Raw genomic sequence first — 23,248 nt, 5'->3', positions numbered from 1 at the left:
ATAAGCTTGTGACAAGGGCGTCATACTTCCGGCGGCGCTGCGCGCGCCGAAGAGTAGCTCATAAAACCGATCCGTGGGTTTTGTTAGTAGCCGCCTTTTGTCGGTGTTGCCATTGGCGCTGTCTTTCTGTATGCAGCCGCGAGGTCAGCTGCTGCTTTGCTTAGTAGGCCCGTGTCTGTTCCTACCGCCACGAATGTTGCGCCCGCCGCCAGGTATTCGGCTGCTATGCCCGGGTCCGGTGCTAGTACGCCCGCTGCTTTGCCGGCTTCTCGTACCTTCTTGATGCCGTTGCAAATCGCTTCGCGTACGCTTGCGTCGCCTGGTTTGCCTAGCAAACCCATTGATGCGCTTAGGTCGGCTGGGCCGAAGAATACGCCGTCAATGCCTTGCACCTTTGCAATCGCCGGTAGGTTTTCCATCCCCTGCACGGTTTCTACCTGGACCAGTACGCATAACTCTTGTGCCGCCGTGGTCAGGTAGTCGGGGATTCGGTTCCAGCGCGATGCTCGTGCCAACGCACTCCCCACGCCGCGGATGCCTTGCGGTGGGTAGCGCGTTGCCGCTACGGCTTCCGCGGCTTGCTCCGCCGTGTCGATCATTGGGAGCAACAAGGTTTGGGCGCCTATGTCGAGTAGTTGCTTGATCAGTGCGCTGTCGCTTCGTACCGGGCGTACTACCGGATGCGATGTGTAGGCTGCCACCGCCTGTAATTGCGCCAGTGTGCTGCGCACGTCGTTCGGTGCGTGCTCGTTGTCGATCAACAACCAGTCGAAGCCAGCCGTGGCCAGCAGTTCGGTCACGTAGGCGTCGGCAAGTGCTGCCCATAAGCCGAATTGTGGTTTGCCCTCTGCTAGCGCATGCTTGAACGTGTTTTGCGGTAGAGACATGTCGATTGACTCAAATGAGCTCAAATGAAATTTAAACCAATGCCGCCCAGCGGACCGTAGTCGACGTGGAAGGTGTCGCCCGCTCGCGCCGGGATCGGGCTCGTGAAGGAGCCGCTCAGAATTACGTCGTTCGCGTTCAGGACTTCGTCGTATGGGGCGATCTTGTTAGCGAGCCAAGCAACGCCCGTCGCGGGGTGGTTTAGCACGGCGGCGGCCAGGCCGCTTTCTTCTACGGCGCCGTTCTTGTAAAGCAATGCGCCAACCCAGCGGAGGTCGACGTCCATAGGACGTACCGGGCGGCCGCCCAGTACGATGCCGGCATTCGCCGCGAAGTCAGAGATGGTGTCGTAGACCTTGCGCGGCGCCTTCGTCTCGCGGTCGAATTGTTCGATGCGGGCGTCGATAATTTCCACGGCTGGGGTCACGTAGGCTGTGGCGTCCAGAACGTCGAATAGCGTGATGCCCGGGCCCTTCAATGGCTTGCTCAATATGAAGGCCAGTTCGACTTCCACGCGCGGCGCTATGAAGCGATCAGCGCGGATTTCCTGGCCGTTTTCGATGAACATGCTGTCGAGCAACGGCGCGTAGTCGGGTTCGTCGATCTGTGAAGAGCGCTGCATCGCGCGTGACGTCAGGCCGATCTTGCGGCCCTTGATCACGTGGCCCTCGGCCAGTTTTAGCTTCACCCACTCGCGTTGGATCGCGTAACCGTCCTGTACCGTCATCTCGGGATATTTCGCGGAGAAGTGGCGCAGTTGGGTGCGCGTCTTCTCGGCGTTGTCGAGTTGCGCCGCAAGGTCGCGGATTGTCTGTTCGTCTAGCATGATGGTTCTCTTTGAGCGGCTGCCAGACCCATTTACCGGGTCGCAATGTTAGGCCGGAGCCTCGAGCCTCGGTATCAGGCCTTAAGCCGCGCGTGCAGATTGTTGTGTTTCCACGTGCCGGCTTCGCTGAATTCATTGATCTCCAGCGACAACGCCAGGCCGTGTTTTTCAAACTCCGCGGCGAAGTGCTGTTTGATCGCTTCAAACAATGCGTCGCCGGTCGCCTTCTTTACGGCATCCGAGCGGCCCGCGGCGATCTTCAGGTTTGCATGCAGGAAGGCGGCGTCGGGCCGGCCGTCGGCTATGCAGTACTGGTCGCAACGCAAGGCGCGCACGCGGATGCCGCCGAGCGGAAAGACGCGTTGGTCGTTGTCGCGCTGCGCGTCAAGGCAAGCCGCCAGCGAGGTGCAAAGCTGTCCGATGCTTGCTTCATCAGCAAGATTGGCGCTGTATTCGAGTGTCAGATGTGGCACGGTAAGCTCCTCTCTCAGGACTCAAGCGGGCAGGGGTGTCACGGGGAAGATCGCGTTGATCTGGCCGGTGCCCGAACTGCCGAAATACGGGGTGACGACTTCAACCTTGCCGTCGTATCGATCCCAACCGAGCGCGCCGAGCAGCATCGCGGTGTCGTGCATGCCGCCTTCCCCCCAGCACTTCTCGTTATAGAGCGGCAGCATCTCGCAGAAGGTCTTCCAGTCGCCGGCTTCCCACAACTCGACCACGCGGCGGTCCATCTGTTCGAGAAACGGGCTCCATACCTTGTGCATGAACTGCTCGGCCGTGCCGTTGTTGGCGAAGTGGTGGCTCAGCGACCCGCTCGCCAGAATCGCCACGGTGCCGTCGTAACGTTCCTCGATGGCCTTGCGCACCGCGAGGCCGAAGCGCGCGCTCGTTTCAAGGTCGTGCCACATGCACCAGCCGGCTACCGATACGGTCTTGAAGTGCTGGTCGCTGTTCATATAGCGCATCGGCACCAGCGTGCCGTACTCGAGTTCGAGCGTGGTCTCGCTGTGCGCGCGGCTCTTGACGCCCATCTCGTTGGCGACTTCCGCGATCAGATCGCCGAGTCCGACATTGCCGGGATACGCGTACGGCATGTTCTTGATGAAATGCGGCAGTTCGTTGCTCGTATAGACGCCCTCGAACCTCGGCGCGCAATTGATGTGGTATTCGCTGTTTACCAGCCAATGCACGTCGAAGACGACGATCGTATCCACACCCAATTCGCGGCAGCGGCGGCCGATTTCATGGTGACCGTCGATTGCCAGTTGACGGCAGCCCTTATGCGGACCGTCGAGTTCGGATAGATATAACGACGGGACGTGAGTCACTTTTGCTGCTAACGCGAGTTTGCCCATCGCGGTCTCCTGTTCTGTGTGGCGCAAGGCGTGGTGCCCTCGCGCGCAAATGACCCGCGTTTCAGACGCCCCAGCGCGGAATGTGGTGGGAGCCGAGCGATACGCATACGTTTTTCGGTTCGAGGAACACTTCATAGCTCCACGTACCGCCTTCGCGGCCTACGCCCGATGCCTTGGTGCCGCCGAACGGCTGGCGCAGATCGCGCACGTTCTGGCTGTTGACGAAGCACATGCCGGCTTCCACGGCTGCAGCAACGCGCAGCGCGCGGCCGGTGCTCTCGGTCCAGATGTAGCTCGACAGGCCGTAGGAGATGTCGTTGGCAAGTTTGATCGCATCGGCTTCGTCGTCGAACGGAATCAGGCAGGCGACCGGACCGAAGATTTCTTCCTGCGCGATCCGCATGCGATTGTCGACGTCGACGAATACCGTCGGCTGCACGAAATTGCCTTTGCGCATGGCTTCCGGCAAGTCGGGCGCGTCGAGTCCGCCGCATGCGAGCGTGGCGCCTTCCTTCGGACCCAGTTCGATGTAGCTGCGCACCTTGGCCAGATGCCCCTGGCTGATCATCGGGCCGACGACCGTGCTGTCGGCCAGCGGATCGCCCACCGTCAGACGTTTTGCGCGTTCGACGAAACGCTCGGCAAAGCGCGCGTAAATCGAGCGTTGCACCAGAATGCGCGAACCGGCCGTGCAGCGTTCGCCGTTGTTGGAGAAGATCATGAACACGGCAGCATCGAGCGCACGTTCGAAATCGGCGTCGTCGAAAATCACGAACGGCGACTTGCCGCCCAGTTCCATCGAAAACTTCTTCAGGCCCGCGGTTTGCACGATGCGGTTGCCGGTTGCAGTTGATCCGGTGAACGACACCGCGTGTACATCCGGGTGCGCCACCAGCGGTTCGCCGGTGTCCTTGCCGAAGCCGTGCACGACGTTCAGCACGCCGGCAGGAATGCCGGCTTCGAGCGCGAGATTGCCGAGCATCGAGGCGGTTAGCGGCGACAGTTCGCTCATTTTCAGCACCGCGGTGTTGCCGAATGCGAGGCAGGGTGCCACTTTCCATGTTGCCGTCATGAACGGCACGTTCCACGGCGAGATCAGCGCGCAGACGCCGACCGGATGGAACAGCGTGTAGTTCAGATGCGTATCGGTGGGGTACGTGTGGCCGTCGACGCGCGTGCACATCTCCGCGAAATAGCTGAAGTTGTCGGCGGCGCGCGGCACGAGTTGCTTGCGCGTCTGCGAGATCGTTTGCCCGGTGTCTTTCGTCTCGGTCTCCGAGATGTCCGGCACGTTCTTCGCGATCAACTCGCCGAGCTTGCGGATGATTTTTGCGCGTTCCGCCGCGGGCTTGCCGGCCCATGCCGGAAACGCTTCTTTGGCGGCGCGTACGGCGGCGTCGACTTCTTCCGCATCGCCACGCGCCACTTCAGCGAGCACGTCTTGCGTCGCCGGATTGACGGTCTCGAAGTAGTCTTTCGCGGCGCTCGATTTGCCATTGATCAGATGGTCGATTCGCATTGTGTTGTCCTTTCTCTTTAGCTGTCGATCAGAGTGCGCGCTTTAGCGCCTTACTCTGATCCCATGCAAAGCCGTTGTATCAGCCGCGGCCGAAGTCCGCGTCGGATGCAATCGTATTGACGAGACGGCCAAGGCCGTCGATTTCGCAGACCACTTCGTCGCCCGCATTGACGTTGACGATGCCTTCCGGCGTACCGGTCAGGATCACGTCGCCGGGTGCGAGGGTCATGAAGCCGCTGAGGTATTCGATCAACGCCGGGATATCGGTGACGAGATCGCGCGTGTTGCCGTGTTGCTGCCGCGTGCCGTTCACAAACGTGCGCAATTCGAGTTGCGTGACGTCTTCGACATCGGCGGCATCGACGAACCAGGGGCCGAGCACCGTGCCGCCGTCGCGATTCTTCACGCGCAGGTTGGGGCGGTAGTAGTTTTCCAGGTAGTCGCGGATCGCGTAGTCGTTGGCGATCATGTAGCCGGCCACATGCTGCATGGCGTTTTCGCGCTTGACGTTCTGCGCGGTTTGGCCGATGACCACGGCCAGCTCGCACTCGTAGTGCATGAAGGTGACATCGGCGGGGCGGCGCGTGAAGCCACGGTGACCGATGACCGCGCCCGGACCCTTGAGAAAGACCAACGGCTCTTCCTGCTTGTTGAACTGCAATTCCTTCGCGTGCTCCGCGTAGTTCAAGCCAAGCGCGAAGATCGTGCCGACCTCAATCGGCGCGAGCCACACCACTTCATCCTCACGACGCACGCGGCCGTCGGCAAGGCGCACGCCGTTGGCGTCCGGATAGGCTTCATGAATCGCTCCTGCATACGCAACACGGCCGCGCATCATTGCTGTTCTCCATCCTGTTCTGCTGCACCGAGAAACGACACCTCGAGCGGCGGCAAACCGCCAATCGACAGCGTAGCCGTGTCGCCGATATGGGCAACTGGCGAACCATGAGGCACGCCGAGCGTAATGACGTCGCCGGCACTCAATGTCATGAAATCGGTTACGTCCGCAAGCAATTGCGCCACGCTGCGTACTGACGACGCAGTACTCGCAGTGAATACTTCGCGCCCAGGAAGCGAAACCTTGATCGCCAGGTTGTCCGGCGCAACAAGATGATGCGCTGCAACCACCGCCGGCCCGATCACGCAAAAACCGTCACGCGCCCGAAACCGTACTGAAGGGCGGTACACGCTCGCGTGCGGCACGCTCAGATCGGCGACCAGCGTATAGCCGGCGATGTAGTCGAACGCCTGCTCCGCGCTAACGCGTGTTGCAGTGCGGCCGATCACGATACCCAGCGAAGCGCCGACTTCCACGCCCAATGCATCGTCAGGCACGGCAACACGTGCGCGATGACCGGCGAACGTATTGCGCGGCTTCAGATAGAGAATCGGTGCTTTGGGCGGGGCTTTATAGGGAGCAGCATGCACTGCGTCGCCCAGCGCGGCCAAAGCGGCGCGGTCGTTCAGCAAGGTTCCATACACAGCACCGGAAACCGGCGCGCGGCAGGCAATGCCGCGTGCAAGCAGCGCGGCAACGGTGCGCGCATCCACATCGCGAGGCAGCGCGTCGCCTTCCGGATGCAACAGGTGATCGGCAAGTGCAAACATAAATTAGCTGTCTCTCGGCAAAAACACTAACATGTTAGTAGTATTGCGCTTGATATCATCCACGGTCAATAGCCTGTCGGCCGATCGCGGGTTTTCCCTTAAGCTTCGACAGCTGCTTTTAATTTATCTGCCATGTCCGCATCTGCTTCTACCCGAGTTTTGCACCGCAACCTGCCGATGCTGTTGCTGCGCGCCAGAGAAAAAATGATGGAGCGTTTCCGGCCATTGATTACTGCGCACGGACTGACCGAGCAGCAATGGCGCGTGATTCGTGCGCTCAATGAACACGGGCCGATGGAGCCGCGCCACATCTCCGATATCTGCACGATTTCGAGCCCGAGCATGGCGGGTGTGCTCGCGCGCATGGAGAGTATGGAGCTGGTGACCAAGGAGCGTTTCGCGGAAGACCAGCGGCGGGTGCTGGTGTCGCTCACCGATACGAGCGTGGACCTGGTGCGCGTGATCTCGAAGGATCTCGAGGCGCACTATCGCGAACTGGAGCGCAAGGTGGGGCCGGAAATCGTCGAGCGCGTGTATCGCGCGGTCGACGATCTACTTGCCGGGCTTGAAGAAGAAGGTGAGTGAAGTAACGCGTTGTTGGTTAATTTCTGGCGATGAACTGCGCTCGCGCAGGCCATGGCCATTCTCTTACCACCCCTGAAATCGCCTCCACTCGACGCTGCCGCCATCCGCCGACACCGCGTGATATTCGGGGAACTGCGCTCCGGTCGCGCACGCATGATTGGGCAGGATACGCAGCTTCATGCCGATGGGAAAGCGCTGCGCGATGTCGTCCACAGGCTCACCGTCTTCCGACGACGACAGAATCCCGTGCTCCTGATTGGCGCCGCTCACGACAAAACCGCCAAGCGGTGTCCCGTTCAATAAACATGGCTGGCCGTAGCCGAAATCGTGCGGCTGCTTCGAGGTGCCGCGGTCACGGCTCATCGCCATCCAGCCTGCGTCGAGAATCGCCCAGCCTTTGTCCGCCTGATGCCCGATCACGGTCGCGAGCACACTAAGCGCGATATCTTCAAGCGCGCACACGCCGACGTTGTGCATGACCAGATCGAAGAAAACATAGACACCCGCCCGCACTTCGGTCACGCCATCCAGTTGCTCGGCGGCCAGCGCCGTGGGCGTCGACCCGACGCTCACCGCTGGGCACGGAATGCCTGCGTCGCGCAACCGTTGCGCCGCGCGTACGCAGCCGGCGCGTTCCTGCTCCGCCAGCGCGGCGAGCGCCTCCGGCGTATGAAGCTCATAGCTGGAACCGGCGTGAGTCATCACGCCGCCCACCTTGATGCCGTTCTCGTGCAGAATCCGGCCGACTTCGAGCAGTGTGTCCTGTTCCGGCGTAATCCCTGAGCGGTGGCCATCCGTGTCCACCTCGATCCACACCTCAAAGGATTCGCCGTGCTGGTCCGCGAAGGCGGCGATGGCTGCAGCGGCGGTCGGATTGTCGGCCACCAGCTTCAGATCGCAACCCTGGCGGCGCAGCGCCAGTGCTCGCGGCAGCTTTGAAGGGGCGATGCTGACCGCGTAGAGAATATCGCTGACGCCGGCCGCGAAGAATGCTTCCGCCTCTTTGAGGGTCGAGACCGTGATGCCGCGCGCGCCGGCGGCGATCTGCGCACGGACAACGTCGATGCATTTGGTGGTCTTGACGTGTGGACGGAATGCGACGCCCAGTGCGTTCATATGTCCCTGCATTCTCGCGATGTTCTTCTGCATCCGGGGGATGTCGATCAGCGCGGCAGGGGTGTCGATATGCTCGAGTTTCATGGTTTCACCGGGGAATGGAGTGGCTTTCGGTCTGGCCGAACTGGCCGAGCCATGGGACCAGCGAATCGAGCGTGGGCGCCTCGATTTCGGGCGGCTGTGCTCCCGCCACCAGCGGCAGACCCACGCGGTTGTGCCAGTATGTCCTCAACCCGACCGCGGCTGTGCCGAACATGTCATAGCTGGAACCGGCCACGAACGCGGCTTCATGGGCGTCTACCCCAAGTTTGCTGAGCGCGAGCCGGTAAGGCAACGGGTCCGGCTTGTACATGCCGGCTTCTTCGGCGGTGACGATCGCGTCCCAGTGGATCGGGAAAATCCCGGCAGCCTGCGTACCGAGGCGGATGGAGCAGTTGGTGACAATTGCCAGTTTGCAATGCGGGCGGAGTGCGTGCAAGGCGTCGAGAGCGCCGCTCCATGGGGTAAGTTTCAGCCAGTCGACTTCGAGCGCAAGCGCGGCGGATTCAGGCAGTCCAACTTCGGCGGCCGCCTCACGCACCAATTGTTCGTACGCAATGTAGCGGCCGCAGCCGTAGGTCAGACGCAAATAGGCGGCGCGCCACGCACGGCCCAGCTGTTCGGACCCCGCGGCGTGATTCCATGACGTCCACGAATCGAGCAGGGCGGTCAGGAGGTCGAAGAGGACGGCCTTGGGGTAGGCGGTCGGAGTCGATATGGAGGTCATGATTTAACCGGCGAGGAACGGTGAGCCGATTATAAAGTTTCATCATTCGCGCGGAGTTCAGCCAAGGTAACTCTAAGATTCAGTTTGGCTGAATGCGCCATCCGCGACGTAATTCGTCACGTTTCACGCGTTATCTTCTCCACGGCGGCAGCGGCCTGAATCGGCCCTGCAGGTATTGCATGAAATGTCGCGTGCGAGCGGGCATTCCCGTTCGCTGATGCGTGAGGGCGATCACGTCGGCGTCTGGTGTCTTCCAGCCTTGCAGCAAACGCACGAGTCGTCCCTTCGCAATGTCCTCGGCCACGTCCCATTCGGAGCGCAGGATCACGCCGCGGCCTTCGCAAGCCCATTGACGGATCACGTCGCCGTCGTTGCAGCTCAGATGCGGAGAAACTCGCACGCTGCGGCGCGTGCGGCCTTTGCTGAACTGCCACAGTGAGACGTCTTCGTTGTTCTCGCGCAGCACGATGCACGGCAGCTTGCTCAAGTCTTCCGGCGACTCCGGTTGACCAGTACGTTTGAGCAGCGCAGGCGCGGCGCAGACGAAGCGCGCATTCGGCGCAATCGCATAGCCGACCAGATTCGATACCGGCAAGTCGCCGATATGCACGACGATGTCGAAGCGGTCTATCGTGTCAGTCAAGGGCTGGTCGGACAGTGTGAGCGCCACGTCGACATCCGGGTGTTGCTGCTGGAAGTCGGCGATGGCTGGCGCGAGGTGACGCCGGCCGAAGCCCAGCGGCGCATTGATTTTCAGCGTGCCGACCAGGCCGCCCCGGCGTGTCTGCAGGTCTTCGAACAGCGAGTCGAACTGCTCGACCAGTTCGGCGCCGCGTTCGCATAGGAGCGCGCCTTCTTCCGTGAACTGCAAACGGCGCGCCGTGCGGGTCACCAACTGCGTGTCCAGTTTCTTTTCGAGCTGCTGCAGGCGCTGGGTCACCGCCGAGGGCGACAGACCCAGTTTTCGCGCCGCGGCGATCAGGCTGCCACTTTCGCGGATGGCCAGCAGAAACCGGATATCGGCCGAGTCGTTCATGGCAGAAGCTTTTGAGTTCGGGAGTCTGGCAGCTTAAAGCGTTTGGATGCGCTGTTCCAGTGCGTCACAAGACGTGCTTGCAAGGTAAACTGATACGTCCGTAACGAAGCCGACAGCTTGAACGGCTAAAGTGTGCACTTCAGTGTGCACTTGAACCAGGTGGGGCGGGCAGCACCCGCCTTCCGTCGAATCGTTGTTGCTTCCATTTGAAGAGAAGTCCCATGCCGTTGTCACAAGGAACGAGTCCGGGCGCCGCCGCGCAACAAAATGCCCTGAAACAGGGGGTATTCCTGCACACGGGCTGGCGCAGCGCAGGAACGTGGGTCTGGTCGCGTCTGCGCGCACTCGATTCCGTCACCGGATTCTATGAACCGTTCAGCAACGTGCTCGCCGATCTGAGCCTCGCCGACGTTTCCGCGTCCCGTCCTACATTGACCTCTGGACACCCACCGCTCGCCGCGCCGTATTTCGAAGAATACCGGCCGTTTCTCCATGAGGGCGCGCGCGGCGTGGCCGGATACAGGAAGCGCTTCGGCACCGACCGCTTTGCGCCTGCACCCGACGCGGAATTCCCCGCCTTGCAGGCCTATCTGGCCAACCTGTGGGAACGCACCGCTGAGCACGGCAGCGTACCCGTCTTCAAGTTTTGCCGTTCGTCGGGCCGGCTGCCGTGGCTCAAGCAAGCGTTCCCGCAGATCATGCACGCAGCCGTGTTGCGCAATCCCGCTTCGCAGTTCGCCTCGGGGTGGCTGCTCAATCAGCAATGGAGCAATTCGTTTTTCGTGGCCGCGCCGTTTCGCGTGCTGGGTCTGAACCAGACGGAGCCGCTGGTCCGGCAGGCCATCGAAATCTGCGGCGTGAGTTTGCCGCCTGGCGTGCCTACGTCGGATGACGCTTACGCCATGGTGTGCGAGCAATACGCGCGCACGGCGGAAGGCAATAACGCATATCGGGCGTTCGTCGCGCTATGGATTCTCTGTGCGTTGCGCATGGCTGACGGCGTCGATCTGATGATCGACATCGACCGGCTGGGGCAGTCGCGTGAGTATGCGGCCGGATTGCGCGCCGGCTTCGAAGCGCAGACCGGTCTGTCACCCGACTTCAGCAGCGCGCGTGATCTGGTCGAGGAAACCCGTCGCAGCGCGGCGCGCATGGCTGGGATCGACGGCAGGTCGATGCGAACCGTTCATTCCGCGGCGCTGAAATTCCTCAAAGCCCAGAACGGCGCGGACGCCGGCTTTATTGAGCTCGTCCGCGAAAAGATGGTGTTGGCCAATGAATTGACCGAGCAATGGCGCTGAGTTGAGCGGTTTTTCCTGAAGTTGCGCCAACCTCGTCGGCCAGTACAGTTGCCTCGTGAAAAACAATACAGTGAGGCGCGGTTTTATTGTGCTGTATCGGGAATATGACCGGCGCCGTCGATACAGTTGGCGGATCAACCCTTGCGGCCTATCCCGAACACGAGGAACGAAATGAATGCAGTGAACGAACAAGCGAAGTTGTCGGTGCAACAGTTGGGGCATTACATCAGCGGCGCACCGGCTGCGTCGACCAGCGGCCGCTTCAAGGACGTGTTCAATCCCGCCACGGGCCAGGTGACCGGCTCGGTCGCTTTGGCATCGGTCGAGGAAGTGGACGCGGCGGTCAAGGCCGCCAAGGCCGCCTTTCCCGCCTGGAGCGAAACCGCGCCGATCAAGCGCGCCCGCATTCTGTTCAAGTTCAAGGAATTGCTGAACAAGCACCACGACGAACTGGCGATGCTGATTACCCGCGAACACGGCAAGGTGTTCACGGACGCGCAAGGTGAGGTGGTGCGCGGCATCGAAGTGGTCGAGTTCGCTTGCGGCATTCCGAATCTGCTGAAGACCGATTTCACCGACCAGATCGGCGGCGGCATCGACAACTGGAATCTGCGTCAGGCGCTGGGCGTAGTGGCGGGGATCACGCCCTTCAATTTCCCGGTGATGGTGCCGATGTGGATGTTCCCGGTCGCACTCGCTTGCGGCAACACGTTCGTGCTGAAGCCGTCGGAGCGTGACCCGTCGGCTTCGTTGCGCATTGCCGAACTGCTGAAGGAAGCCGGTTTGCCTGATGGCGTGTTCAACGTCGTGAACGGCGACAAGGTAGCCGTGGATGCGCTGATTGAACACCCGGACGTCGCGGCGCTGTCGTTTGTCGGGTCCACGCCGATCGCCGAATATATCTATACGGAAGCATCGAAGCGCGGCAAGCGCGTGCAGGCGCTCGGCGGCGCGAAGAATCATCTGGTGGTGATGCCGGACGCCGATCTGGACCAGGCGGTGGACGCCCTGATCGGCGCTGCCTACGGTTCGGCAGGCGAGCGCTGCATGGCGATCTCGGTCGCGGTGGCGGTGGGCAATGTCGCCGATGAACTGATCGAGCGTCTCGTGCCGCGCGTGAAGTCTCTGGTGATCAAGAACGGCGAGAACCTCGACGCCGAAATGGGTCCGCTGGTTACCGCTGAACATAAGGCCAAGGTGGCCGGCTATATCGACTCGGGCGTGGCGGAAGGCGCGAAGCTTATCGTCGATGGCCGCGCGCATCCGGTCACGAATGCGGACGGCTTCTTCATCGGCGGTACGCTGTTCGACCAGGTCGGTACCGAGATGAAAATCTACAAGGAAGAAATCTTCGGCCCGGTGCTGGCAGTGGTGCGCGTGCCCGATTTCGCGAGCGCGGTCGAGTTGATCAATGCACATGAATTCGGCAACGGCGTGTCGCTCTTCACGTCGGATGGCGGCGTGGCGCGTGCGTTCGGCCGGCAGATTCAGGTAGGCATGGTCGGCATCAATGTGCCGATTCCGGTGCCGATGGCATGGCACTCGTTCGGCGGCTGGAAGCGTTCGCTGTTCGGCGATCACCACGCGTATGGCGAAGAAGGCGTGCGTTTCTACACACGCTACAAGAGCATCATGCAGCGCTGGCCGGATAGCATCGCGAAGGGTGCTGAGTTCACGATGCCGGTGGCGAAGTAAGCAATAGAACTGTATTGCCGTAGTCAAAAAAGCCGCGCCTGATTTCAGGCGCGGCTTTTTTAATGAATCAGCAACATGCACGCAGCACGCAGTGACAAGCAATCAAGCCTGGTTCAAATACCAGCGCCAGTCCTGTTCACCGACTTCGCCCATGAACTGCCGATACTCGGCGCGCTTGATCGCGAGGAACACCTTAAGGAATTTTGTGCCAAATACGTCCCTCGCCCAGTCTGACTGTTCGAGTGCGTTCAAGGCGCTTAACCAGTCGGTCGGCAGCAGTGTGGTGGCTTGCGCATAACCGTTGCCTTCGATCGGTGCGCCCGGGTCGAGGCGCTCGCGAATGCCGTGGTGCGAGGCCGCAAGAATGGCCGCGGCAGCGAGATACGGATTCGCATCGGCGCCACACACGCGATGCTCGACGTGCCGGCTCGGCGCCGGGCCGCCCGGCACGCGCAGGCTGACTGTGCGGTTATCGACACCCCATGTCGGCGTGCACGGCGCATAGCTGTTTGCCTGGAAGCGGCGATACGAGTTCGCGTTCGGGCAGAACATCAGCATCGAATCGAGCAGGCCGTGCAACATGCCACCCACGGCCTGGCGCAGCAGTGGCGTGCCGGCTTTGTCTTCGGAGGCGAAGAGGTTGTCGCCGGCTTCATTGGCGAGGCTGACGTGCATGTGCATGCCAGAACCTGCGATATCGGCGAACGGCTTGGCCATGAAACATGCGTTCATGCCGTGCGCATTCGCGACGCCCTTGACGATGCGCTTGTAGCGCACGGCGTGATCCATCGCTTCGAGCGCGGGGCCGTGTTCGAGTGTGATCTCCACCTGGCCCGGTGCGTATTCGGAAATCGCGGTGCGTACCGGTATGTTCTGTTCGCGGCAGGCATCGTAGAGATCCCTCAGGAACGGCTCGATCTGTTCGAGTTCGCGCAGGCCATACACCTGGGTTGTTCGCGTACGGCGGCCGTCGGTATCGAGCGCGGGCTGCGGACGACCCTGTGCATCGAGTTTTGCATCCAGCAGATAGAACTCGAGTTCGCACGCCATCACCGGAAAGAAACCCTCCGCTTGTAGATCATCGACGATGCGCGCAAGCAGTTGCCGCGGATCGGCGACGCCGGCGGGCAGGCCTTCTTCGGGATGCATCTGAACCTGCACGGCGGCGGTCGGCATCTTGCGCCACGGCAGGCGCACGAGGCTGCCCGGCAGCGGATAGGCGCGGCAGTCGATATCGCCCACGTCCCAGACGAGGCCGCTGTCCTCGGTGTCGTCGCCGTTGATGGTCAGATTCATGATCGCGCTCGGCAGCGGCCGTCCGCTGCGATACACGGCGAGTAGTTCTTCACGATGAAGCAGCTTGCCGCGCGGCACGCCGGCGGCGTCGACGATAAAGAGTTCGATCAGATCGATATCGGGATTCTGTTCGAGGAAACTCAGCGCTTCCTGTTCGTGGGCGAATTGCATGTCGGTTCTCTCTGCGCATTGGCGCGTGCCTCGTCCTCCGCATCAGGCGCGCGGAGCGACGAAAAAATCGGAAGAGCCGCGGATGGCGGCGTCGGATTCAGCTCAGACGAGCGGATGCAGAGAGAACAACGGGGGACGTGCGTGACGGCAATGCCAGATTGCCCAGAAAGCGAGAATCACGTTCAGCAGGGGATTGAGGCGCGCCGTGGCGAGGCGCGCGTGCGCGCACGCCGGATCGGCGTGGCAACTGCGGCTGGATGACCATGCGGCGGGCTTCATGATGCACACGAGTATAGCTGTGGGCAGGGCGCGTTGCTCGACGAAATAACGGGGCGCTCCGCTGCTTCGACGCGTTCCGCGCAGCACCCCTCAAACCCCAGCCGACGTATCCTCTTCGGCTTCATGCAACACGGCATTCTGTACTGCCGTGACGGGACTGACATAAGGCGGCGCCTGGCGCGGATCATCGATGCTGTAGCGCAAACGCCCAGCCTCGACATACACGCGCAACTGACGATACTTGACCAGATACATCAAGCCGACGACCGCCGCCGCGAAACCCGATGCAGCGCCGACGCCGAGCGCCCAACGCGGACCGAAGCGATCCGCGACCCAACCCACCACCGGCGCGCCGAGTGGCGTGCCGCCCAGGGCGATGGCCAGCAGGATCGCGATGACCCGGCCACGCATGGCCGGCTCGGTGGAGATTTGCACGAGGCTGTTCGTCGACGTGTTGAAGGTCTGCGTCGCCACGCCAACCACGATGAGCGCCAGGCCGAACAAGACGTAGTTCGGCATGAGCGAGGCGATCGTGCAGCCCACGCCGAAAACGGCCGCTGCGCCGAGCAGAAGAGCCATGCGAGGCTTCGCTCTGCGTGCGGAGAGCAGCGCACCGGTTACCGAACCGATCGCCATGGTCGAGCTCAGCACGCCGTATTGACTCGCGCCCGCATGAAAAGCGGTGACCGACATGGTCGAGATGAAGATCGGGAAGTTCAACCCGAACGTCCCGATCAGAAACATCATCAACAGCGCGGCCTTCAGATCGGGACGGCGCCACACATACTTGAAACCTTCCACGAAGCTGCCGCGCGTGCGTGTTGCACGTGGTTTCACATTCAGTTCGCTGATGCGCAGCATGCGCAGCGAACCGAGTACGGCGACGAAGGAGAGCCCGTTGATCAGAAACACCCAGCCCGTGCCCACTGAGGCGATCAATAGCCCTGCGACGGCAGGCCCGATCATGCGCGCTGCGTTGAACGAGGTGGAGTTCAGCGCGACCGCGTTCGACAGATCGGCTTCTCCCACCAGATCGGAGACAAAGGTTTGGCGCGCCGGTGAATCGAACGCGGTGACACAGCCGAGCAAGCCCGCAAACACATAGACCTGCCACAACTGCACGAGGCCGGTCACGGTGAGAATCCCGAGGCATAACGCCAACGTGCCCATCGCCCCCTGGGTGGCGAACAGCAGCTTGCGGCGATCGAAATGATCGGCCGCATAGCCGGTTAGGGGCAGCAGGAGCATTTGCGGCCCGAACTGCAGCGACATCACAATGCCCACGGAGGTGGCATTGTGATGCGTGAGTTCAGTGAGCACGAGCCAGTCCTGTGCCGTGCGCTGCATCCATGTCCCGACGTTGGAGACGATCGCACCGCTGGCCCAGACCCGGTAGTTGAACGTACGCAGCGAACGAAATGTGCCGCTCACCGGGACATCCCCGAGTGGACGATTCGCCGCGCCGCACAGCGGTTCAGACGCATGATCATGCGCGCGATGTCTCGAGCAGATCGAGGACGTCCTGCGTCGTGCCTGTTTCGCCGAGGCGCGGGAAGATTCGCGTGATGCTGTTGGTGTGCGCGTCGAGGTTCATGTCCGTCATCGCGTCCACCGCGAACGTGACGTTGAAGCCGAGTTCCTGGGCGAAACGCGCGGTTGACTCGACGCCGATGCTGGTGGCAACGCCGACCAATACCACCTGCGTGACGCCTTGTTTGCGCAGATACGCTTCGAGGTCGGTGTTCGTGAACGCGCCCCAGGTGCGCTTGGTCACCAGATGATCCGACGGCTGCTGATTCAGTTCGGGAACGAGGTCCGCAAAGCCGGCGGGGAAGTCGCCGGCAGGACGCGACTGTTCCGCGCGGCCGGGCGCACCACCCGCCACGTTGACGAGCACCACCGGCAGACCATGGCGGCGAAATGCATCGATCAGGCCAACGGAGCGTTTGACGACCTCCGCGGTGGGATGGGCAGTAGGCAGCGCGACGATACCTTGCTGCAAATCGATGACGACCAATGCGGTCTTTGCGTCGAGCGTAGTGAGGGCCATGGTGTTTTCCTGAGAGTTACGAATCGATGAGGCGTTTGAGCAAGTCGACGCCAATCGCGAGTTGTTTCTGTTCCGCGGCGGAGAAGCGGGTCTGGATCGTACGGAATAGCCAGTCTTCGCGTGCCGCACGGCTTGCCTTGATTTTCTTGCGGAAGGCGGGTGTGAGGGAGAGGACGGTTTGCCGCCCGTCGTTCGGGTCGGGTGCGCCGCTCACGAGTCCGGCTGCTTTCAGAACTGAAAGCGTCTCGCCCATGGATTGCGGCCGCATCCCCTGGATGCGCGCGAGCGCGGTGACCGTTGCCGGACCTTCGCGTTCCAGCAGGCTGAGAACCTGCACCTGCGACGGCGTGAAATCGCCCACATGTGCTTCTTCGCGCAACCGGCGGCGCAATTTGCCGACCAGTACGCGCAGATCTTCCGCCGTTGCATGCAACGCGTCGGGATCGGAGAGGGGCCGTGTGGGCTGAGTGTCGTTGCTGGACATACCGGCAGATGTGAAGGTTACCTACGAAGGTTACCTTCGTATCTGCCGGGAGTCAAGTTGACTGGATTGACAGCGGAATGCAAGGTGAGCCACGCATTCCGTGTTGGGCTTGAGTAATCGGGTTGGCGCGCGGCGACGCGCCGTTTAGAACTTATGGCGAAGCGCCACGCGGGCCACGACTTGATTCTGTGTCGACGAGGGAGACTGCGTGCCAGGGACGAATGCGTCGTCGAGAATCGAGTTGGTCGAACTGCCGGCGACCTTCTGATATTCGCCTTGAACGTAGACGTCCGTGCGTTTGGACAGGTTGTAATCCGCCATCAGTCCAACGGAGTGGATTTTGGGCTTCACGCTGCCAGTGGATGCGTCGTATGTCTCCATCGTGTACACATACTGTGCGCCGACAAAGAACGCGGGTGTGATCTGGTATTTGCCGTTCACTTCGAAGTTCTGGTATTTGAGCGTATTCAGCAGGACGCCGTTCGCGGCAAGCGGGATGCCGATATACCCGTTACCGGTGGGGTCCTTGTAGTTCGAGTTGGTATACGCGAAGCCGACGGTCGCAGAGCCGAACGTGTAATTGATCCCGCCGCCGAACACGCGCATGCGTCCGGCGATGAAACTTGCATCGTTCGCGGTAATTGCCCCGTTCGAACCCACGCCAGGATTATTCGCCTGCAAATAGGCCGCCGCGACCAGCAGGCCGCCATTTGCGTATTGAGCGCCGAAGCTGTACTGACGATTGTTGGCGAAATTCGTATCGTTGCTGAAGCTATACGTGCCACCGAACTGGAACCCTGAGAAATCCGGGCTGGCGTACTTGATGGTGTTATCGACACGAAACGAGTTATCGGTATTGTCATTGTCGTACGGGTGCGCAAACAGATAGCCGGCCCAATTGCCGTTGGCGGTAGTTTGCGCGAGGTAATCGACGACCGAATCGTATTGACGGCCTAGCGTAACGGAGCCGAAGCGATCGCTGCTCAGCCCCACATAGGCTTGCCGCCCGAACATCCGACCGCCCTGATTGAGCCGCCCGGAATTCAGATCGAAGCCATTTTCGAGTTGAAAGATTGCTTTGAGACCACCACCGAGATCTTCGGAGCCTTTCAAGCCCCAGCGACTGCCTTGAGCGTAACCGCTGGCGAGCTCCACGACGCTACCGTGCCCGACGTTATTCGTATAGTCGATCCCTTCATCGATGACCCCATACAGCGTCACGCTGCTCTGCGCGAAGGCGGGGGAGGCGACGACGCCGACCAGGGCGACAGCGAGGACTTTCTTTTTCATAAGATCTCCGGAATGGTTTGGCAAGTGGCCGACGCATGATTTTCCGGACAATACTTTTTGCAAAGCGAGGAATTCTGATGGCACCAATCGGAAACCCCGATGGAGCAATCACAGGAGAGACGACAAACCAACCGCAAACCCTTTGCGATCCGAATTAATCAGCTGAGGAGCGCGCGAACAACACGCGAGAGAAGCCAGGGCAAGAGGAGGTAGGCACAACCGAACGAGACGCAGGGCGAAGGACCAAGGACCAAGGACCAAGGACCAAGGACCAAGGACCAAGGACCAAGGACCAAGGACCAAGCGAGAAGGGTGACAAACCAAACGGTGTTAAGAACAACGCTTCGGCGCGCGCAGCGCCGCCGGAAGAATGACGCCCTTGTCACAAGAGCATGTAGTGGCACGAACACAGATTCCAGTCGCACCACTACCGTGAGCGAGCTGCGGGACCCGCTTAGCAGGGGCCTCTAGCCGCTTTCTTTGCTTATCTTTCTTTGCGGCGGCAAAGAAAGTGAGTGCCGCCCCGCACAGGGGCAACACTAATAGACCACTAACAAATCAAGGAAAGGCCAAAGCCCTAAAAACACTGACATCTAGCGCCACGCAGGCAACAAACCAGCAAAAGCTAGGCAGCAACCCCCACACCAACATTGCGCCTCTCCACCACCATCTCCTCAATCAACCCAGCCAACACATCCACCGCAGGATCCCGATTAACCGAAGCCCGATGCAACTCCAGATCAGCCGCAGGCAAAACCGGCAACCCATCCTGAACCCCCAAAACCCGCCAATTATCCGGCAAAGTACACCGATCAATAATCGTAACAGCCGCCCCATGATTAACAGCAACCTTAATCCCAGTAGGACTCTGACTGGTATAAACGACCTGATACTGCCGCTCAAGCGCGGCAAGCGCTTCAAGCCCCCGCTGCCGATAACAACAAGTCTCAGGAAACAAAGCCAACGGCACAGGAACCCCAGGCTCCAGAACAAAATCCCGATGCGCCGCCCACACCACCTCCTCACGCCCGAGATGCCGCCCACTGGTTTGCGACCCATGCCGCACCACTAGCGCCAGATCCAACTCCCCAGCCTGCAACCGCTCGAGCAACTCCAACGACATCCGGCAATGAATATGCGGCCGCGCACCCGGCCTCAGCGCATAAAACTTCTTCAGCAACTCAGGCAGCCATAACTCCGCATAGTCCTCAGGCAGCCCAAACCGGATCACCCCATCACTATTGCTCCGGTTCAGCGCAGCAATCGCCTCGTTCTGCACCTGAATAATCCGTCGGGCGTGAATCAAAAAATTCTCGCCATCGCGCGACAAAGCCAACCGCCGGCTGTTACGCAGAAACATGTGCGTTTCCAACCGGTCCTCCAGCGTGCGGATTCGCAGACTGATGGTCGACTGTGTGCGGTGCAGCAATTTGGCCGCCGCGGTAAACCCGCCGCTATCGACCACGGCAACGAACGCCCGCACCAGTTCGGGGTCCAGAGAACTCAGTTTCGACCAATCGGGTCCGCTGATGGAAGCCATCGGAATTACTCGCTTTCCAAAGAAATTTGGCGATCAAAACATGGGGGCGTCAGTGAGGTGATTGTTGTCGAAAACAATTCGCGTCACAAATCAGTCTGAACCCCTAATCTGGAGTCCCGCCGTGTCAGTACTTCCTCTTGCCGATGCCGAATGCAACGATTTGAGCGACATCGTCGATACCGGGCGCTATCCGCTGCACGATCCGGACCACCCCCGTATGCGTGAGCTGATCGCAAGCTGCCGCGCCCACCTGGCGGGCAACGGCAGCGCGGTGCTGCATGGTTTTCTGCGGCCTGAGGCGCTCGTCCAGGCGCGGGCCGAAGGTGTCGCGCTGGCGGCCAAGACCTACTTTTCGACTCGTAAGGTCAACGCCTACTTCACGGCGGACGATCCGTCGCTGCCCGCCGACGATCCGCGCCGCGTCTTCATGGACCGCACCAGCGGCTTCGTCACCCGCGATGTGATTCCCGCCGACGCGATCGTGCATCGCATCTATGTTGCCCAGGCGATGAAGCGTTTCGTTGCGGCCTGCCTCGGAGAAGCGCGTGTCTGGGAATACGCGGACCCTTATGCCGGGCTGGTTCAGAACGTCATGCCGCCGGGCACCGAACAGCCGTGGCACTACGATACCAACGAATTCATCGTCTCGATGATGACGCAACAGCCGGAAGCGGGTGGCGATTTCGAGTATTGCCCGAATATCCGTTCTCCCCAAGGCGAGAACTATGGCGACGTCGGCAGCGTGGTGCGCGGCGAGACTCGTGCGCCGATCAATGTGATCACGTTGCAGCCCGGCGATCTGCAACTGTTCAAAGGACGTTTTTCATTGCACCGCGTCACCAAGGTGCAGGGCGGCATCGACCGGCATACCGCGATCTTCGCGTACTCGCAGAAGCCCGGTGTGATCGGCAGGCTCGAACGCACGCGTCAACTGTATGGACGGGTGTCCGAAATGCATCTGGAAGCCGAGCAGCGGCTCGTGCGCGCCGACAACCTCGTCGATTGAAGCTGTTTTTCTAAAACCATCCCACGTCCCCTTCGAAAACATGACGATTATTCGCCCGACTCACCGCCCGGAAGATTGCGAACCCACTGCGGAGGAAATCGCGCAGATCCAGCGTGACCGGCTTGCCGCCGTACGTCGCGAGCTAAAGAAGCGCGATCTGACCGCCGCGATCCTGTTCGACCCCACGCATATGCGCTACGCGACCGGCTCGCGCAACATGCAGGTCTATTCGATGCGCAACCCGGCGCGCTATCTGTTCGTACCGGCCGAAGGCAAGGTCGTGCTGTTCGAATACGCCGGCTGTGATTTTCTCGCCGACGGGCTCGACACCGTCGACGAAGTGCGGCCCGCTACCGCGATTTCCTATTACTTCTGCGACGACATGCTGGGCCGCGTCACCGAACGCTGGGCCGACGAAATCGACGAGCTGGTCAAGCAGAGCGGCGGCGGCAAACGCATCGCCATCGAGAGCGCGACGTCGGCGGCGGCTTTTGCGTTGCAAGCGCGCGGCTATCAGATCAGCGACGCACAGGAACCGCTCGAACGGGCCCGCTCGATCAAAGTGCCGAACGAGATCAAGATGATCCGTTCATCGCTGCGTGCCGCGGAAGAGGGCGTGCGTAAGCTGGAGGCCGCACTCGTGCCCGGCATCAGCGAAAACGAACTCTGGTCGCATCTGCATAAGCACATCATTGAAACGGACGGCGACTACGTGGAAACACGTTTGATCAGCTCGGGTCCGCGCACCAATCCGTGGTTCCAGGAAAGCAGCCCGCGCAAGATCCAGACAGGCGAGCTCGTTGGCCTCGATACGGACGTCGTGGGGCGCTTCGGCTATTACGCGGACTTCTCGCGCACCTTCCTGTGCGGCGACGCTCCCGCTACGACAGCACAGAAAACGCTCTACAGACTCGCCTACGAACAGGTGCATTCGAATATGGAGAACGTGCGCGCCGGCACGACGTTTCAGGAGTTCATTGCGAAGGCCTGGAAGATTCCCGGCCCTTATCAGGCGCGCCGCTATTTCGCGCTTGCGCATGGCGTCGGCATGACCGGCGAGTATCCGTACATCGTCCATCGCGAGGACAACGACGCCAAGGGCTATGACGGCGTGATCGAGCCCGGCATGACGCTGTGCATCGAAAGCTATATCGGCCATGAAGATGGCGGCGAAGGCGTCAAGCTGGAAGAGCAGGTGTATGTGCGCGATGACGGCCGCGTGGAACTGCTGTCCGACTATCCGTTCGAGAAGCGCCTGCTCGCCTGAGCGCATGGCGTGTCCTCATCGGCATGTGAGGCAAGGGCCAAGGCCCTCGCACATGCCGGCTCATTGCAATTCAACGCTCCAAGGGTGATCGACGATGCAATTCAGACAACTTCGGACGGTGCTGTGCGCCGCCGCCATGGCTTTGACCGGCGTCACCGCGCACGCTGCGGATAGCTGGTGCGCGCAGGGCAAGACGGTGCATTTCGCCGGCATTACGTGGGAAAGCGGCTCCTTTGCGACCGAAGTGCTGCGGCAGATTCTGGAGAAGGGTTACGGCTGCAAGACCGATGTCGTGCCCGGCAGCACGGCAGCCACCGAAACTGCGCTCGCGCACAACGACGTGCAGGTATGGGCCGAACAATGGACCGGGCGCAGCGAGATCACCGCGAAGGCTGTGGCCTCGGGCAGCGTCAAGCTGGTGGGCGACACCTTGCCGGGCGGCACGAAGGAAGGCTGGTTCGTGCCGGAATACGTGGTGAAGGGCGATCCCAAACGCGGCATCAAGCCGCTCGCAGCAGGTCTTGTTTCAGTGACTGACCTGCCCAAGTACAAGAGCGTATTCGCCGACGACGAGGAACCGGACAAGGGCCGCTTTCTAAACTGCCCGACGGGTTGGGATTGCGAGCGGGTCAACACGCGCTTGCTGAAGGTGCTGAATCTCGATGCGACCTACACCAACTTCCACCCAGGCACCGGCGCCGCGCTCGATGCAGCTATCGCTTCCGCTTACCAGCGTGGCGCGCCGATCGTGTTCTATTACTGGGGCCCGGCCGCGTTAATGGCGAAGTACAGGTTCGTCGAATTGAAGATGCCTGCCTATAACGACGCATGCTGGAAAACCTTGCGCGACGAAAGCAGTACCTCGCAATGCGCCTCCTCGTACATGGTCTCGCATGTCACGGTAGGCGTATCCACGCCGTTCTACGACGCCGACCCGCAACTCGTGTCGATGCTCGGCAAGGTCAAGTTTCCGATGGACTTCCTCAACAGCACCATCCTCGAGATGAGCACGAAGAAACTCGACGGCTCGGCCATGGCCACGCAATTCCTGCGCGAGCATCCGGAGATGTGGAAGCAATGGGTGCCTGCCGACGTCGCGTCGAAAGTGCAGGCCGGACTCGCTGGCGCCTGACAGGCGGTAACGTCAGGCGGATTTCGACGGCACGAAGT

The 23,248-nt window shown here is 61.1% G+C and carries 23 protein-coding genes; 6 read left to right on the top strand and 17 right to left on the bottom strand.

The window, feature by feature from the left end:
* Positions 1–83: 83 nt before the first annotated feature.
* The 7 genes from hpaI to M0D68_RS29900 all read right to left on the bottom strand — a co-directional run bounded on the left by hpaI (position 84) and on the right by M0D68_RS29900 (position 6,196).
* Complete coding sequence (gene hpaI, locus M0D68_RS29930; protein WP_266226207.1) at positions 84–887, bottom strand: 4-hydroxy-2-oxoheptanedioate aldolase; 804 nt, start codon at positions 885–887, stop codon at positions 84–86.
* 20 nt (positions 888–907) lie between these two features.
* Entirely contained in the window at positions 908–1,711 is an 804-nt protein-coding gene (gene hpaH, locus M0D68_RS29925) for a 2-oxo-hept-4-ene-1,7-dioate hydratase (RefSeq protein WP_266226205.1), read from the bottom strand.
* Between the two features lie 74 nt (positions 1,712–1,785).
* The gene (locus M0D68_RS29920; RefSeq protein ID WP_266226204.1) at positions 1,786–2,184 is read right to left on the bottom strand and encodes a 5-carboxymethyl-2-hydroxymuconate Delta-isomerase; all 399 of its coding nucleotides are present in this window, start codon (positions 2,182–2,184) and stop codon (positions 1,786–1,788) included.
* A gap of 21 nt (positions 2,185–2,205) precedes the next feature.
* On the bottom strand, positions 2,206–3,069 hold the full coding sequence (gene hpaD, locus M0D68_RS29915) for a 3,4-dihydroxyphenylacetate 2,3-dioxygenase (protein ID WP_200620271.1): 864 nt from the start codon (positions 3,067–3,069) through the stop codon (positions 2,206–2,208).
* Positions 3,070–3,130: 61 nt separating this feature from the next.
* Positions 3,131–4,588 carry a 5-carboxymethyl-2-hydroxymuconate semialdehyde dehydrogenase gene (gene hpaE, locus M0D68_RS29910; RefSeq protein ID WP_266226202.1) on the bottom strand — a complete coding sequence of 486 codons (1,458 nt, stop codon included), beginning with the start codon at positions 4,586–4,588 and terminating at the stop codon, positions 3,131–3,133.
* A 79-nt stretch (positions 4,589–4,667) separates the two neighbouring features.
* Entirely contained in the window at positions 4,668–5,426 is a 759-nt protein-coding gene (locus M0D68_RS29905; protein WP_266226201.1) for a fumarylacetoacetate hydrolase family protein, read from the bottom strand.
* Entirely contained in the window at positions 5,423–6,196 is a 774-nt protein-coding gene (locus tag M0D68_RS29900) for a fumarylacetoacetate hydrolase family protein (protein ID WP_266226200.1), read from the bottom strand. Before M0D68_RS29900 ends, M0D68_RS29905 begins: the two co-directional genes overlap by 4 nt.
* Before the next feature lie 177 nt (positions 6,197–6,373).
* On the opposite strand from M0D68_RS29900, the gene hpaR reads away from it, so the two are divergent.
* The gene (gene hpaR, locus M0D68_RS29895; RefSeq protein ID WP_175050134.1) at positions 6,374–6,781 is read left to right on the top strand and encodes a homoprotocatechuate degradation operon regulator HpaR; all 408 of its coding nucleotides are present in this window, start codon (positions 6,374–6,376) and stop codon (positions 6,779–6,781) included.
* 63 nt (positions 6,782–6,844) lie between these two features.
* Here the strand turns inward: hpaR and M0D68_RS29890 are convergent, their stop codons facing one another.
* The 3 genes from M0D68_RS29890 to M0D68_RS29880 form a co-directional block, all read right to left on the bottom strand.
* Positions 6,845–7,981 carry a DSD1 family PLP-dependent enzyme gene (locus tag M0D68_RS29890; RefSeq protein ID WP_266226199.1) on the bottom strand — a complete coding sequence of 379 codons (1,137 nt, stop codon included), beginning with the start codon at positions 7,979–7,981 and terminating at the stop codon, positions 6,845–6,847.
* Positions 7,982–7,985: 4 nt separating this feature from the next.
* Positions 7,986–8,663 carry an HAD family hydrolase gene (locus tag M0D68_RS29885; RefSeq protein WP_266226197.1) on the bottom strand — a complete coding sequence of 226 codons (678 nt, stop codon included), beginning with the start codon at positions 8,661–8,663 and terminating at the stop codon, positions 7,986–7,988.
* Positions 8,664–8,793: 130 nt separating this feature from the next.
* Complete coding sequence (locus M0D68_RS29880; protein WP_266226196.1) at positions 8,794–9,699, bottom strand: LysR family transcriptional regulator; 906 nt, start codon at positions 9,697–9,699, stop codon at positions 8,794–8,796.
* Between the two features lie 221 nt (positions 9,700–9,920).
* Between M0D68_RS29880 and M0D68_RS29875 the strand changes: the two genes are divergently transcribed.
* Together M0D68_RS29875 and M0D68_RS29870 are read left to right on the top strand one after the other, a co-directional pair.
* Positions 9,921–11,000 carry a hypothetical protein gene (locus M0D68_RS29875; RefSeq protein ID WP_266226194.1) on the top strand — a complete coding sequence of 360 codons (1,080 nt, stop codon included), beginning with the start codon at positions 9,921–9,923 and terminating at the stop codon, positions 10,998–11,000.
* 171 nt (positions 11,001–11,171) lie between these two features.
* The gene (locus M0D68_RS29870) at positions 11,172–12,695 is read left to right on the top strand and encodes a CoA-acylating methylmalonate-semialdehyde dehydrogenase (protein ID WP_093632881.1); all 1,524 of its coding nucleotides are present in this window, start codon (positions 11,172–11,174) and stop codon (positions 12,693–12,695) included.
* A 102-nt stretch (positions 12,696–12,797) separates the two neighbouring features.
* On the opposite strand, the gene M0D68_RS29865 is transcribed toward M0D68_RS29870, so the two are convergent.
* From M0D68_RS29865 to M0D68_RS29835, 7 genes are all read right to left on the bottom strand, one after another.
* The gene (locus M0D68_RS29865; protein WP_266226192.1) at positions 12,798–14,162 is read right to left on the bottom strand and encodes a glutamine synthetase family protein; all 1,365 of its coding nucleotides are present in this window, start codon (positions 14,160–14,162) and stop codon (positions 12,798–12,800) included.
* Between the two features lie 102 nt (positions 14,163–14,264).
* Positions 14,265–14,441 (bottom strand): hypothetical protein, encoded by a 177-nt coding sequence (locus tag M0D68_RS29860; protein WP_167378290.1) that lies wholly within the window; start codon positions 14,439–14,441, stop codon positions 14,265–14,267.
* Between the two features lie 90 nt (positions 14,442–14,531).
* Positions 14,532–15,872: an MFS transporter gene (locus M0D68_RS29855; protein ID WP_211706433.1), complete on the bottom strand. Its 1,341-nt coding sequence runs from the start codon at positions 15,870–15,872 to the stop codon at positions 14,532–14,534.
* A gap of 55 nt (positions 15,873–15,927) precedes the next feature.
* A complete protein-coding gene (locus M0D68_RS29850) occupies positions 15,928–16,491 on the bottom strand; it encodes an isochorismatase family protein (protein ID WP_266226191.1) in 564 nt (187 codons plus the stop codon).
* 16 nt (positions 16,492–16,507) lie between these two features.
* Entirely contained in the window at positions 16,508–16,975 is a 468-nt protein-coding gene (locus M0D68_RS29845; protein ID WP_093632877.1) for a MarR family winged helix-turn-helix transcriptional regulator, read from the bottom strand.
* 144 nt (positions 16,976–17,119) lie between these two features.
* Entirely contained in the window at positions 17,120–18,265 is a 1,146-nt protein-coding gene (locus M0D68_RS29840; protein WP_211706432.1) for a porin, read from the bottom strand.
* Between the two features lie 625 nt (positions 18,266–18,890).
* On the bottom strand, positions 18,891–19,805 hold the full coding sequence (locus M0D68_RS29835) for a LysR substrate-binding domain-containing protein (RefSeq protein ID WP_266226189.1): 915 nt from the start codon (positions 19,803–19,805) through the stop codon (positions 18,891–18,893).
* Positions 19,806–19,926: 121 nt separating this feature from the next.
* Here M0D68_RS29835 and M0D68_RS29830 point away from each other — a divergent pair, with 121 nt between their 5' ends.
* The 3 genes from M0D68_RS29830 to M0D68_RS29820 all read left to right on the top strand — a co-directional run bounded on the left by M0D68_RS29830 (position 19,927) and on the right by M0D68_RS29820 (position 23,210).
* Positions 19,927–20,811: a hypothetical protein gene (locus tag M0D68_RS29830; RefSeq protein ID WP_171926647.1), complete on the top strand. Its 885-nt coding sequence runs from the start codon at positions 19,927–19,929 to the stop codon at positions 20,809–20,811.
* A 40-nt stretch (positions 20,812–20,851) separates the two neighbouring features.
* The gene (locus M0D68_RS29825; protein ID WP_200651281.1) at positions 20,852–22,078 is read left to right on the top strand and encodes a Xaa-Pro peptidase family protein; all 1,227 of its coding nucleotides are present in this window, start codon (positions 20,852–20,854) and stop codon (positions 22,076–22,078) included.
* Between the two features lie 94 nt (positions 22,079–22,172).
* The gene (locus tag M0D68_RS29820) at positions 22,173–23,210 is read left to right on the top strand and encodes an ABC transporter substrate-binding protein (protein ID WP_266226187.1); all 1,038 of its coding nucleotides are present in this window, start codon (positions 22,173–22,175) and stop codon (positions 23,208–23,210) included.
* The last annotated feature ends 38 nt before the right edge of the window (positions 23,211–23,248 follow it).

Source organism: Paraburkholderia sp. SEWSISQ10-3 4 (assembly GCF_030464785.1).
Classification (GTDB): domain Bacteria; phylum Pseudomonadota; class Gammaproteobacteria; order Burkholderiales; family Burkholderiaceae; genus Paraburkholderia; species Paraburkholderia aspalathi.
The sequence above is the reverse complement of the archived record's forward strand: the minus strand, read 5'-3'. Positions and strand labels throughout refer to the sequence as shown.